Source organism: Acidobacteriota bacterium, assembly GCA_035529075.1.
Lineage (GTDB): Bacteria > Zixibacteria > MSB-5A5 > GN15 > FEB-12 > DATKXK01.
The window spans coordinates 35,421-48,899 of sequence record DATKXK010000011.1; the positions used below are offsets into that span (position 1 = coordinate 35,421).

Here is a 13,479-nt window from a genome sequence, read left to right on the forward strand (position 1 = left end):
GGCGGCTCGGGCCGAGGTATGCCGGTTAAGTTTCGCTGCTGGACCAGCTACGCGGGTTTTCTCCTGCTGACTGTCTCTTGGGGATTTGCCCTCGGCGGCAACCTGGATCTGGCTGCCGGTTTTGGATACGAATTCATATCGCAGAACTTCTTCCTGGATTCGCTTGACCAGGCGGGCCGTGACCTGCTGGAGACAACCACCGCCATTGAAACAACCTACCTCGATGATGCCAAAGCTCATGTCTCCCTCGGATACCGGCCGTTTGAGGATCGGCGGCTGGAGTTGCGATCCCGGTTTGAGATGACTCCCCGGTTTGTCAGGGGAAAGCTCTATACCGATCTTCGCTCGAAGCTCGGTCGCTGGCGCCTCGACCTTGATTCTGAACTGGACTGGCGGTCGTGTCACAAAGACTCCGCACGTTCGGGCGATGACTACTTGTACGGCAAGGCACGGGCGCGCCTGACTCTGCCGCTTGACAACTCGTGGTCGGCCTGGTGGGAAGTAAGGGGCGACTTCGTCACCTTCGACTCCGTCTCTGCGCTCAGCTACGACTATTACCGTCTCGGCGGCAGAAGCGGTGTCGGCATACTCTTTGGTGACCTCTCCATGCTGGACATTGATTTGTTCGTGCAGGCCAGGAGCGTGCCGGACACTTCCGAGCTTGGTTATGTCGACCTTGGCCTTGAGAGTTCTTTCCTTGGGCTGTACGGCCGTGGTCAGATCGATCTGCTCGGACGTCTAGAGCGAAAGGATTACCGCCAGCCCGGCGGTGAGGATGACTACTGGCGGGCGGAAGTTCAGGGGCGGCACAAGCTGCGGCTAGGCGAGACGTATTTTTTCAACCAGCGGCTCGCCTTTGAAGCCAGTTTCTTTAGCGCCGACGACCTGATAAACTACGACTATACGCGGACCCGGCTGACTCTTCTGGCCGGCCGTGACCGCGGGGGGCTGTCCATGGGCGCGGGCGGCGATCTCGAATACCAGGCCGAAGTCGAGAGTGAGCTGTTCCCCGACGACAGTTATCTGCAGGCAGGTTTAGCGGTGGAGGTTACCTATTTCGACTCAGACCGCTTTTTCGGCTCGCTGGAGTCGATTCTAGGCCGCCGGAACCTGGAGCACGAAAGCTACCTGCAGACGGACTTCGATTTTGAGCGGCTGAATCTGCTCTCGGACTGGCGGCTGAGCGGGGGCTTGCGCCTGAGCCTGTTGCTTTCCGCAGAGTGGGAATGGCACGGAGATGCGACCGAGAACAGCCGGATTCTGCTTGTGTCTTCGGGTCTTACGATCGGTTTTTAGGCCGGTCTGCCTATGCTCCCCGGCGTTTGTCAGTGTCGCCGCCAGCCGGTGTGTTCCCTGTATCCATCTTTGATTTCTCGATCCGATCCGCCATCCAGCCGTCGCCTGCTGAGCACATGGTGCAATTGATGCTCCCGGGAGCATGCTGTCTATTGGGAGCAGGACGCCCTGGTTGTGCCGGGCTTGGAATAAGGTGTCACCGGCCACCGCCCGCAGTGATTAGAGACGGGTTGGCGGGGCTGACAGGAGAGCAGATCAGTGGCAGGACAACCGCGTATCGGGGAGCCCGGCCGGCAGGATTATTTCTACGGAGTGTAGTATATGGACATTCAGGGGTTTTTGGCAAAAAAACTCTTGACAAAATACGGTCTTGGGGTTATACTCGAGTTGTCTAGGGAAAATAGTTGTGTTAAACGCGCTTCTGTTTTGCGTACATCGCACCTTTGGTAACTTTAAGACAAAGTTAAAGTTACTCTGATTCAAGCTCTTCTTTCAGGATCGTTCAAAAGATTTGAAGGTCTTACCCGGGTTTTTCTATCTGGGTGGATCCACGATCTTTCATAGAGATCTCCTATCCAATTTTGAATTCGACTTCTCATGCATGTCATTCTGGAGCAGCTGTTCCGGTTTGACAGAGATTTCGGATCTGAATTGGCCAGTGCCGATGCTCCCTTTTGTGAGGGAGAATTGGTACGGGAAGGTAAGAGTTCGGGAAAGCGATTTCCTGGCAATTACCTAAAACTTTGGTGACCTTTACTGGATTAAAGGAGCATTGAATGATGCAAAAAAGAACCCTATATTCTTTGCTACTCATCTCCTTTATAGTGGCATTTGCGGCGTCTGTGTCGTTTGCCAACACGGTCACTATTGAGTCGAAATCAAATATCTTACGTTGTGACAATCAGGCGTCCAACGTGGATATTGAAGTCACGTCGCCGGACGGCGTCGACGCAATCGAATTTGTATTCGAGATTGTCGAAGGCCCGGAAGGCGGTTTCTTAACGGTGACCGATGTTGTATGGGATGTTGATCTGCTCAACCTGATGGATCGTATCGTCGATCTGAGTCAGGTCGACGGAGTATCCCCGGATTATATCCGCTTTGCCGCTATGAAGCTGCAGCCGACTGACGCGCCGCTTCCGGCGGGTTCGTATACTGTAGCCCAGATTAAATTCACCACCAACGACAATTGCGGTGACGATGTCGCCATCGACAACACGGTGTTCCCCTACGTGATAGGCGGAATCACCACCCAGTTTGTCGATGCGGCCACTAATTTACAAGTCGCAGTGTCGGTCACGCCAGCTACCATCGAAATCGTCAATCAGCTTCCTGAGATTGCCGATATCGATGATGTCACGTTGGAGTGGGGTGATTTCTACTCCGGCCTGGCGACGGCCACCGATCCGGACGGGGACAACAGCTGTGAAGAGCTGAAGTACTACAAGGTGTCCGGACCGGATGACTTGGTCGTCGGCGAGACCAGTGGTGTCATCACGTGGCTCACGACCGGCGCTGACGTGTGTGAGCACGTCGTGCAGGTCAAGGTGGTGGATGCGTGTGGAGCGGAGGATGTTACGTCCTTCACAATCTGCGTCCACAACTTCGCACCTATCATCACCTGCCCGGATGATCAGATGATCTTCTTCGGCGAGGCTCTCCAGACGCAGGTGACGGCTACAGATGACGAGGACCCGCATGGTCCCGGCCCGTATCCTCTGATCTACAAGCTGGTTTCGTTCGATGGCCCGGGGATGGTTATGGTCGACCCCGGCAACGGCGAGATCGTTTGGCAGACTGAGACAACCGCTAACTACACCGGTGTCTTCAACATCTGTGTTGAGGTAACGGACAGCGCTAACGTCTGCGTGGATTGCAGCCCGAAGAACGCTGACACCTGCTGCTTCCAGGTTGAGGTGGTCTCAATGGCCATCGCTATTGAGAAGCAGCACGGCGACGGTATGGGCGTGCCTCAGGGTCAGGAGACCACGGTTGAAGTCACGATGCTTCCTATGAACTTCAACAACTATCCGATTGGTGGCTTCAATTTCCTGATTCAGTACGACGCGACCGCGCTGAGCTTCCTGTACGCGGAAGAGGGCGAATTCCTGCTCGACTGCGAATGGGAGTACTTCACCTACCGGTTTGGCCCGGACGGCAACTGCGGTGATGGGTGCCCGAGCGGCTTGTTACGCGTCGTGGCTATAGCAGAGACTAACAACGGTGCTATTCATCCGGAATGCTTCGTAAACGACGGGTCGGTTACTGACGCTGATCAGCTCGTTATCTTGCACTTCATGGTCTCGAACGACCGGCTTCTGGAGTGCCAGTTCGTGCCGATCAAGTTCTTCTGGATTGAGTGCGGTGACAATACGCTCTCGTCCGTATCCGGTGACACGCTGCTGATCTCGCGCGATGTCTATGACTACATCGGCAGCGGCGGCATTGACACCTGGTATCAGATCGACTCTCTCGATTACGAGCTCCCGGGTATCTGGGGCGCCAACTACACCTGCGACGTCAGCGATAAGGGCTACCCGATTCGCTGGGCTGACTTCTGGAACGGCGGTGTTGACATTATTTGCAGTAAGGACATTGATGCACCTGGCGACGTGAACGCCAATGGCTGGGCATTTGAGATCGCGGACGCGGTCATGTTCAGCAACTACTTCGTCGATGGTCTCGGTGCCTTCCTGGGTCATGTCGATGCCTCTATTGCCGCCACCGACGTCAACAAGGACGGTATCACCCTGTCAATAGCTGACCTGGTGTACCTGATCCGTGTCGTTGTCGGCGATGCTCAACCGTATCCGAAGGAAGTCATTCCTGAGAACGTCCGCTACACCCATGATGCCGGTGTGGTGACCACCCAGGGTGACGTCGTTATCGGCGCTGCGTATCTTGTTGTTTCAGGTAACGTCTCGCCTGAGCTGTTGGCTGACAACATGGAGATGGCGTATCGTTTCGACGGCCAGAATACCCGCATCATCGTGACGCCGCGGGTTGATAATGTCGTTACTGAAGGCTTCACGGGCGAGTTCCTGGGCGGCATTGACGGTGACATTCTTACCATTGAAATGGCCACCGTTGCTGCTCTGCCGATCGTGGCGACCAACGTCCCGACGCATTACGGCCTGAGCCAGAACTACCCGAACCCGTTCAACCCGACTACCAAGATCGACCTCGCGACTCCGGAGGCTGGTTCTTACAGCGTGACCATCTATAACATTCAGGGTCAGGTTGTGGACGTCATCTCCGGTGTGGCCGACGCTCCTGGTGACTACATCGTTGAGTGGGATGCTTCGAACAATGCGTCCGGCGTGTACCTGTACAAGCTGGAAATCAACGCATTTACAAGCGTCAAGAAGATGGTACTGCTCAAGTAAATTGTTAGCTTGAGTTTTACCCTACAGATAAGAGCCCCGCTCCGGCGGGGCTCTTTTTTTGCCTTGCCATGCAGGTTTGTGGTTGCCTCAGAACGGTCCGTCGGCTAACTGCGGTCAGCAGCGCCGTACCGACCCGGTCGCAATCTCAGTTGGCCCCCGTTCCGGTGCCCACCCCGTGGCGACCGAGCAGATCAAGGAACTCACTGGCCCTGAACGGCTTGGACAGAACATCATCCACCGCGGCGCTGCCGGCGCTCCCTTTGATACTCTCCGGCGAAATCGAACTCCCCGTCAGCACCGCCAGCATGTCCGGGTAGCGCTGCTTGATGGAATTGATCAGCGTCACGCCGTCCATGTCCGACAGCCGGTAGTCCGTGATTACCGCGTCGATGGTGCCGTTCTCCAGTTCGCGCATGGCCGCCTTGGCGTGCGGGACGTGAAAGGGAAGGCACTGACTGTAGCTCAGGGCGTCGGCGAGCGTGTTCCGGAACTCCTCGTCTTCATCGACGATAAGAACCCTCGGCATCCGCGACGCGAAGCTGTCCACCTTGCGGGCCAGCGCGTTTTCAATCAGTTGCTCTATCTGGGAGATGCGAAAGGGTTTGGCCAGGAAACCGTCCGGCGACGCCTGGCCGATGATGTCGCGCGTCGCCACGCCCGTTATGAAAAGCACCGGCATCCTGGCGTAATGGCGCCGTACTTTCTTCAGAAGCTGCAGGCCGTCCACGTCCGGCATCCTGATGTCGGTGATCATCAGGCTGTAACTGGACTCCCTGAGCTTCGCCAGCGCCTCCACGCCGCCGGAAGCCCCCACCGCCTCATAGCCTATGGTGTCCAGCGTGTCTACCAGCAGTTCCAGCAGATCAGCGTCGTCATCAACCACCAGGATCTTCGGTTTGCGTTCTCTCGGGTTCATGACCTGATAAGTTTGAGTAGTTGTGCCGTTTTCTCGTTGAGCAGCGGCTGGGTATCGGCCTCGACGTTGAGTCTCAGGAGCGGCTCCGTGTTGGAGGGCCGGACGTTGAACCACCAGTGCTCGTACTGGACGGTCAGGCCGTCCAGCGTGTCTTGTTCTCCGTCATCGTAGGCTCTCCTGATGGCCTCGATCTTCTCCGGGATTGATTTGACCCGGCTGTTCTGCTCGCCCGAGCGGAAGTAGGGGTCGATATCCCTGACCATCTCGTGCAGCGGGCGATTCTCCCTTGATATCAGTTCCAGGCACACCAGCAGGGCGATCATTCCGGAATCGGCAAACCAGTTGTCGCGAAAGTAGAAATGCCCCGAGTGTTCGCCACCGAAGATGGCGTTGTGCCGTTTCATGAGCGGTTTGATCAGGGCGTGGCCTACCCGCGTACGGATGGCCCTGCCGCCCGACCTTGCCACCAGTTCCGGCACCGCCCGGGAGCAAATAAGATTGTACAGGATGGTCTCACCGGGGTGCCTGGCCAGCAGCGATTTGGCCACCAGCGCCGTCACCATGTCTCCCCCGAGTTGTTTGCCGAACCTGTCCAGCAGAAACATCCGGTCGGCATCGCCGTCGAACGCCACCCCGAAATCCGCCCCCTTCTGCGCAATCTCCTTCTGGAGATCGACCAGGTTTTCCAACTCGATGGGGGAGGCCGGGTGATTGGGGAAGGTGCCGTCCAGCTCGAAGTACAGGGGCATCACCTTCACCGGCAGTTCTTTCAGGACGGGCGGGAGGGTGTAGCCGGCCATACCGTTGCCGGCATCGATGACGATGCTGAACGGCTTGACCGTCGCCGGGTCGATGAAGGAAAGGCAGTGCCGGGCGTAATCGCTGGAAATGTCCCTGCGGACAATCATTCCTTTGGAGGGCGCCTGCTCCAGGTAGGCATCGTTCTGGATCATCTCGAGGATCTGCTTCAGACCCTCCTGGCCTGAAAGCGGCTCCGCGTTCTGGCGGCACATTTTAAAGCCGTTATACTGTCGGGGGTTGTGGCTGGCCGTGATCATTACGCCGCCATCGAAACCGTACTTGCCGACCGCGAAGTAGAGCCCGTCGGTTGAGATCAGCCCCAGGTCGATCACGTCCACGCCGTTGGCGTTGATTCCGCGGGCCAGAGCGTCGAACAACTCATCGGAACTGCTCCGCATGTCCCGCCCCACGGCGATTGCTTTCGGCTTGAGAAACCGGGCCAGGGCGGCTCCGATCATAAAGGACGTGTCACCGTGAAGCTGGTCAGGATAGGTTCCCCTGATGTCGTACGCTTTGAATATAGAAGGATCGATGGCCATCCGTGGTCCCCTTCCCATCACAGCCCGGCGACATTCTCGCCCGGACTGACTGGTCCACCTGATACACCCTATGGCAAGCCCGGTTCCAAATCAACAAGAACTTTGGGAGGCCGTTGTTCGAAAACGTTAAGATGTTTGGTGACAACAGGATGTGCGGTCAATCTGGTCAAAAGGCTGGGCTCAGCGGGATCCACGGACTCGCCACCATAGATGCTGACGGCATAAGGCGGAAAAGAAGACCCGCGATGTCGGGCTGGTTATTCGGTGGAGGTCCGCCGGCCGACGAACAGGTTGTAGACCCATCCGAATATCGCGCCGCATATCAGGCCGTCGACCAGCCCCCAGATCAGTCCGACCAGGCTGCCAAGGGGGGTGATGCTGTATCCGCGATAGATCCTGCCTATTATGGTGGTCTCTGCACTGGCGCCGTCGAAGAGTATCATCCACCAGGTGCAGCCGAATACGGCAAGCCCCCAGAGCAGGCTCGATGTGAGAGCCAGTGCCTTGACGTTGAGTTTCATCGTGACCTCCGGTGTTCTCCTGGTGTTGGCAGTTGCCGACCGTTTCAATCATCATATGCCGCCGCGCTTTTTCATAGCTTTATCAGAAGCGCGGTCGGCCTGCTTGGACCGCCGGTGCCGGTGCAGTGGCCTATCGGCGCGAAGAGAAGCGCATGACGATGGGTCCGACCAGGGTTTCGAAGTCGCGGTATTTCAGCTTGATCAGTTCCGTGTGCGATCCGGCATTGAAAGCGATCTCGTCCTCTTCAGCCAGGCTTTCGGCCACGTAAACCTCCATACCGTAGAGATTTCCAAACGGTGGCATGGCGCCCAGTTCGCACTCCGGGAACATGTCCTTGAACTCCTGTTCGCTGGCCAGCTCCACCTTCTGAGCCATTGCCGCCTCTTTCAGCAGGTCGAAATCCACCTTGTAGGAGGCGGGCAGTACGGCCATGGCCATCTTGCCGTCCAGCTTGATCATCACCGTCTTGGCCAGATCCTTACCGGGGACGTGGGCCGTTGCGGCGATCGTCTGAGCCGTGTAAGCCGGCGAGTGGCTCATCGTCACGTAGCTGATGTTGTTCTTTTCCAGAAACTGCTTGAGCTTCTTCACGGGCATCGCGATATCCTCCTTGGGTTGTAGTTTTCTTCCTGTTACGAACGTGCGTCCTCTTTACCTGACGTGCGCTCTCGGGCGGCGCCCGAGAAGTCCGGCCAACGATGGAAGAGACGGTGTCCCACGCAACGTGAGACGTTCGTTCACAATAGTAATGAATGACTGCGGGCCAGGAAGATATTACGATCGGCAAAGACCACGAGCCGTGTTACTGGATGCGGTCGGCTCGCCGGCCCGTTAGTGTATAGAATAGACGTATTCGTGCTCGTCGATCAAGCGATTTTTTGCCTGAGGCCACTGATACCGGCCTGCCGCCCGATGTGGCACCGGGGCACTCACGGTGCGAGGCGCAGAATGATGCCCCGCTCGCCCACGCAGTAGACATGGCCGCCCGCCGTGCCCCGGATTCCGGTAAGCCGAAAATCCGTGCCGGTCGCCATCGGAGTCCAGTCGCGGCCGTCGTAACGTACGATGACACCGTCGGTTCCGGCCGCAAAGACGTCGTCGGCCGAGCGGCCGCTGACGGTCAGAAGATCCTCGGTCGTAACGGCCGGCATCCGGCTCCAGCTCTCGCCGTCATAGTGCAGGATGGTACCGGCCCAGCTGACTGCCCAGACGTCACTCGATGACGATCCCCATATGTCGGTTATCGTCTCAGGTGTGGAAGGGGGGAGTTCCAGCAGACTGATTTCAGACCATGTGCCGCTCTGGTAGTGAAGTCGTGTACGCTCGCCCGTGGCATAGATGTCGTCCCCGGAGCTTCCCCAGATGCTGGACACGATCGGGCCGATGGGTCCGGATGCCTTGCTGTAAGCAACGCTCCACTGGGTGCCGTCATAATGGACGATTATTCCGCTGGAGAAGTTCTCCCTGCCCACGGCCCAGAGGTTGGAATCGGAAGTCCCCCATATGTCTCTTAGCGACAACGTACCCGATACCGTAACCTCGTTCCATCCGGTGCCGTCGTAGTGCAGGACCTTGCCGTGTAAGCCGTCGCTGCCGACCGCGTATACGTCATCGGGTGAAAGACCGAACACGCCGTAAAGCGTGGCCGCCGTGCCGCTGTTCATGACCGACCACTGGTCTCCATCATAGTTAACGATGGTGCCGAGATTCCCGACCGCAAAGACGTCATCGTCGGTGCTTGCCCAGACGGCCCGAAGGTCCTCCGATACCACTGAGTAGTATTCGTTCCTCGTCCAGGAACTTCCGTCGTAGCGCAGTATGGTCGCCTGCGAGCCGACGGCACTGACGTTACTCTCGTCGCGGGCCCACACGCCGAACAGCGCCGTTCCTTCGTAAGCGGTCATTTGACTCCAGGACTCGCCGTCGTGCCTCAGGACCTGGCCGGCGGTTGTGACGGCAAAGACGGCCGTATCCGCAAGGCACCACATGTCGGTGATTCGGCCGCTCGTGGGCGGGCGCTCGAGAATCCACTGGCTGCCGTCGTAGTGACGAACGGAGCCGACTGAGCCGAACGCGAACATATTGCTGTCGGACGTTCCCCAGATGCCGCCGAAATAGTCGGCGGTGTCGAAAACCTGCATCCACTGGGCACCGTCGTACTCGTATATGCTTCCTTCTCTCGAGGAAAGGAATGCGCTGCCCGACGGGGCGACCCACACGCCGGTGAAATCCTCGATGATACTGGTTGATATCAGATCCCATACGATTCCGTCGAAATGAACGACGCGCCCCCCGTCGCCCACGGCGAAGACATGGGAGGACGAAGTGCCGTGGACAGACTGCAGGTCATAGGACGTCACGCTGGAGTCTATGTGCCACGAGGAACCGTTATCCTGGAGCAGTCCGCGGGCAACCAGCCCTCGTCCGCCCACCGCGAACGCCCGATCATCCGGGCTCTTGTAGATGGCCGAAAAGTGGTTATCTGCCTCGCGCAACACCCGCGTCAGGACGGAACCGTCGTAGTGGAAAATCCCTCCGCCGAGGCTGGTGATATACATGTCGTCCGGTGACCTTCCCCAAACGTCGCTGAAGAACTGAAGTGTCGGCGGGCCGCTGACACGCTGCCACGTCGCCTCGGGCGGTATCGGTTCGGAAGGTTTCGTAACGTCATCCCCGCAGGCACCGAGGAACAACAACAGTGCCCAGAGCGGAATCAGTATCAGTGTGTGATAGCCGCGAACGAGGTGTTTGGCCGGCATGATTACCTCCGTTGGTGCGAGATTCGTTTGAGCCGCACACCGCACGTCCAGGCACCTGAACTGAGGCGCCCGGGCGGGGCTGGCGCCAGGCCCTGGTCGTACTATACACCTGACGAGCGGGCGAATCAATCCGCCCATCACTTTTGTGAGTCGATTCTCGCCCTGACCTCCTCCCACGACCCGGTGATAAGGAAACTCTCGTCCATGTTACGGACCATCGATACCAGCCTGGCCCAGGGGACTGCGAACGTGAGCACTCGCGACGGCACACAGGGTCGGGCCGAGACATCAAACATGCCAAGCACCGCCCGTGGTTCCTGCGAAAGCCCCTCCTGATATGGGGAATACACGATCGATGCACACCCGGCGCACATGGGTGCAATCACGCCGTGGGGGTGGGGGATGTCGAAATTCGCCAGCGTGAACAGGCCGGAAAGTACATCCGGGGTGGCAAAGAACACGGCGGCCACCGGGTCGTCCCGTTCTTCCAGCAGGTCCCATCTCTTGAACACTATGTACCGGCCCGGCGCGTCAAACGTCGACTGGTGCTTCAGCAGCTCGTTCACCAGTTCCGGTGATTTCTTGTACCGCTCGCCTTCCAGTTGACCCGGTATCCCGCATGACAGGAAGTACTCGAACTGCGGACGAAGCTCCTGGGTGAAGCCCAGGTATCTCTGGCCTCCTCCGCAGCCGATGCTGTCCAGTTCGAAGCAGACCGTCTTTCCGTTCCGAACCTTCGCGAGATCGCAGATGATGCACCGATGCCCGGTTGGTTTCGATGCAGCTTCACCGTGTCCTTTCTCATCGGTGTAGTAGAAGACGACCGGCAGTTCCGCGCCGGGGAAGTATCGTTCCCATTGCCGAATGAACTCTTGCTTGAACGTCATCGTGTCCACTTCACTCCTCCTCGGCCGGCCTGTCGGCCACGTCTGTCTCCAGGGTGCTTATCCATAGACCTTTCGTCGGCTGCCTGCAAATCTCGGGAATCAGGGATACCAGCGGCGGCGGTCGCAGCTTTGCCTCTTTGAGTCTGTCGACGGGTTGCCATGAGAATTCGAGATCGGCCTCGCGGGATGACGGCACCTCCGGATACGTGATATTCAGAAGGCGCGCGGTGAACAACTGGTTCAACTCATGGTGCATCCGGCCGCCCTCATGCCAGGTGTGCTCAATGACACCGACAAACGCGCCGATCTCGGCCCGGCCGTCGAACTCTTCCCGCAGTTCCCGCGCGATAGCGGCCCGGACGCTCTCGCCGTGTTCCACGTGGCCGCCCGGGAGATGCGTGTGCTCATCCGTAATCTCACGAGCCAGCAGGATATGGCCCCGGCTGATTATTGCTGCCCTGCCTATGATCTCGATCTCTGCCATAGCCCTTCCGTGACGTAATCCGGGATCGTTCGTTCCCTCAGCCCGGGCGGGGTGCCTTGTGAACAAGGATGAATTCTCGCGCCAGCCGGCCGATCTCACGCGCCACGTCCTCGGAGAGGTGCACCTTCTCCAGTGACTCGCGGTCCACGTCCGTACTCTTCTCGTAGGTCGCCTCCAGGATGGCGAAATCGGCCCCCCGCACCAACTCTTTCAGTCCGGGGCAATTGCCCGTATCACCGGTTATCGCGACCGTGTCTCCTTCACAGGTAATGCGGTACCCCAGGGCCGGTACCGGCTCGAGCGCGTCAGATCCCTCAATGCTTCCGCAGTGAACCACGGGGTAGGCAACGATAGACATCCCGACGATTTGCAGGCATGAGCCGGGCTGCAACTCCCGGTAATTGATGGAGAACGGAACCGTACCATGATAGCACCGCCTGAACAGGTCAACGGCGCGGGGCACCTCCACGCAACCGGCCGGGGCGTAAATCGGCACCGCGTCCGTCCTGCCGACCATCCGCAGGAACCCGAGCAGCGAGTGCAACCCGCCCATGTGATCGAAATGGCCGTGGGTGAAAAGAATGCCACGGAGGCTCTCAAGGTCCAGACCGCCGGACAGGATATCTCTGAGCGCTCCGTCGCCGGTATCAACGAGCAGGGCACCGGTGCGGTTGCTCAGCCAGATATGCTGGGCTACTCCGGCCGCCGAGAATAAGACCCTGACGTTCAGACTCGTGCCGCGCCATGTCCGGAAGTCAGTTTCTCGATTCTGCATCAACCTGTCTCGTTGGGGCCGTGTCTTCGGCCGTGCCTGTACGTTGCCGACGTGACCAAGGTACTATAAGTCCATCCGTCTTTCAAGTTCCCTGAATCGGCGGTCGTCTCGGTATTGAAAGTGCTCAAGCCGCGATGACAGGTCGGGGGTCGGTATCTCTCCGGATTCTCTTCTTGACAGCCGAATGCGGGTCCGGATATATTTCGTCAATTGGCGAAATGGCGAATTGAATTATGAACGATTTTCCTGCTGTTAACCTGTTCAGGGCCCTCGGTGACGAAAGCAGGCTTCGTGCCGTCCTCGTGTTGAGGCGGCACGAACTGTGTGTCTGCCAGATTGTGGAACTCCTGGGCCTGGCGCCGTCCACTGTCTCGAAACACCTGGCTATTCTCAGGGAGGCCGGGCTGATCGAGGCCCGGAAAATGGGCCGGTGGGTGCACTACCGCACAGCGCCGGCACCGGGTGGAGGCCTGCCGGGGGATCAGCTTTCAGCCATTCTGGATTCTCTGGCGACCACACGCCCGGCGCATCGGGACGACCGGAGACTGAAAGAGATACTCAAGCTTGACCCGGAGGTGCTGTGCGAGAAGCAAAGACGCGGCTGAAAGTGCTGTTCCTCTGTACCGGGAACTCCTGCCGCAGCCAGATGGCCGAAGGATGGGCAAGGCACCTCCTGCCGGACGTTCTCGAGGCACGGTCCGCAGGGACAGAGAAGCGCGGGCTTGATCCCGTGGCCGTCAAGGTGATGGCGGAACGGGGAGTCGATATCTCCGGTCATAAGTCCAAGATGTTGGCAGAAGTGGCAGGCGTGGATTTCGACTACGTGATTACCGTGTGCGCCGACGCCGACGCAAACTGCCCGGTTTTTCCCGGTCGGACGATCAAAATCCACCGGGGTTTCGACGACCCGCCGGCGCTGGCCGGGGACGCGAAGACGGACGAGGATGCTCTCAGGGAATATCGTCGCGTGCGGGACGAGATCCGCGACTTTGTGAAGACGCTGCCGGAATTGTCTGGCACGGTCAGGCGGGAATAACGCACCCGCTCATAGTTGTGCCGGCAGCCGCGCGCAAGCGAGGATACGGCCAATTGATATACTCGAGGAAGGACCTGC

The 13,479-nt window shown here is 58.5% G+C and carries 12 protein-coding genes; 4 read left to right on the plus strand and 8 right to left on the minus strand.

Features of this window, described 5'->3' with window-relative positions:
* Nucleotides 1–18 precede the first annotated feature (18 nt).
* A complete protein-coding gene (locus tag VMY05_05695; protein ID HUV30562.1) occupies nt 19–1,296 on the plus strand; it encodes a hypothetical protein in 1,278 nt (425 codons plus the stop codon).
* 914 nt (nt 1,297–2,210) lie between these two features.
* Nucleotides 2,211–4,682: a T9SS type A sorting domain-containing protein gene (locus VMY05_05700; GenBank protein ID HUV30563.1), complete on the plus strand. Its 2,472-nt coding sequence runs from the start codon at nt 2,211–2,213 to the stop codon at nt 4,680–4,682.
* Between the two features lie 145 nt (nt 4,683–4,827).
* Here VMY05_05700 and VMY05_05705 read toward each other — a convergent pair whose 3' ends face one another.
* The 8 genes from VMY05_05705 to VMY05_05740 all read right to left on the minus strand — a co-directional run bounded on the left by VMY05_05705 (nt 4,828) and on the right by VMY05_05740 (nt 12,365).
* Entirely contained in the window at nt 4,828–5,598 is a 771-nt protein-coding gene (locus tag VMY05_05705) for a response regulator (GenBank protein ID HUV30564.1), read from the minus strand.
* A complete protein-coding gene (locus VMY05_05710; GenBank protein HUV30565.1) occupies nt 5,595–6,938 on the minus strand; it encodes a phosphomannomutase/phosphoglucomutase in 1,344 nt (447 codons plus the stop codon). Before VMY05_05710 ends, VMY05_05705 begins: the two co-directional genes overlap by 4 nt.
* 257 nt (nt 6,939–7,195) lie before the next feature.
* On the minus strand, nt 7,196–7,459 hold the full coding sequence (locus VMY05_05715) for a bacteriophage holin (GenBank protein HUV30566.1): 264 nt from the start codon (nt 7,457–7,459) through the stop codon (nt 7,196–7,198).
* A gap of 130 nt (nt 7,460–7,589) precedes the next feature.
* Nucleotides 7,590–8,057: a YbaK/EbsC family protein gene (locus VMY05_05720; GenBank protein HUV30567.1), complete on the minus strand. Its 468-nt coding sequence runs from the start codon at nt 8,055–8,057 to the stop codon at nt 7,590–7,592.
* Between the two features lie 332 nt (nt 8,058–8,389).
* Entirely contained in the window at nt 8,390–10,219 is a 1,830-nt protein-coding gene (locus VMY05_05725; GenBank protein ID HUV30568.1) for a hypothetical protein, read from the minus strand.
* A gap of 137 nt (nt 10,220–10,356) precedes the next feature.
* Complete coding sequence (locus VMY05_05730) at nt 10,357–11,106, minus strand: DUF169 domain-containing protein (protein ID HUV30569.1); 750 nt, start codon at nt 11,104–11,106, stop codon at nt 10,357–10,359.
* 10 nt (nt 11,107–11,116) lie between these two features.
* Nucleotides 11,117–11,590, minus strand: a complete 474-nt coding sequence (locus VMY05_05735; GenBank protein HUV30570.1) for an NUDIX domain-containing protein — start codon at nt 11,588–11,590, stop codon at nt 11,117–11,119.
* Between the two features lie 37 nt (nt 11,591–11,627).
* Nucleotides 11,628–12,365, minus strand: a complete 738-nt coding sequence (locus tag VMY05_05740) for an MBL fold metallo-hydrolase (protein ID HUV30571.1) — start codon at nt 12,363–12,365, stop codon at nt 11,628–11,630.
* Between the two features lie 233 nt (nt 12,366–12,598).
* Between VMY05_05740 and VMY05_05745 the strand changes: the two genes are divergently transcribed.
* Together VMY05_05745 and VMY05_05750 are read left to right on the plus strand one after the other, a co-directional pair.
* Nucleotides 12,599–12,970, plus strand: coding sequence for a metalloregulator ArsR/SmtB family transcription factor (locus VMY05_05745; protein HUV30572.1), 372 nt, complete (start codon nt 12,599–12,601; stop codon nt 12,968–12,970).
* Nucleotides 12,946–13,401, plus strand: a complete 456-nt coding sequence (locus tag VMY05_05750; GenBank protein HUV30573.1) for an arsenate reductase ArsC — start codon at nt 12,946–12,948, stop codon at nt 13,399–13,401. The genes VMY05_05745 and VMY05_05750 overlap by 25 nt, the downstream gene beginning before the upstream one ends.
* The last annotated feature ends 78 nt before the right edge of the window (nt 13,402–13,479 follow it).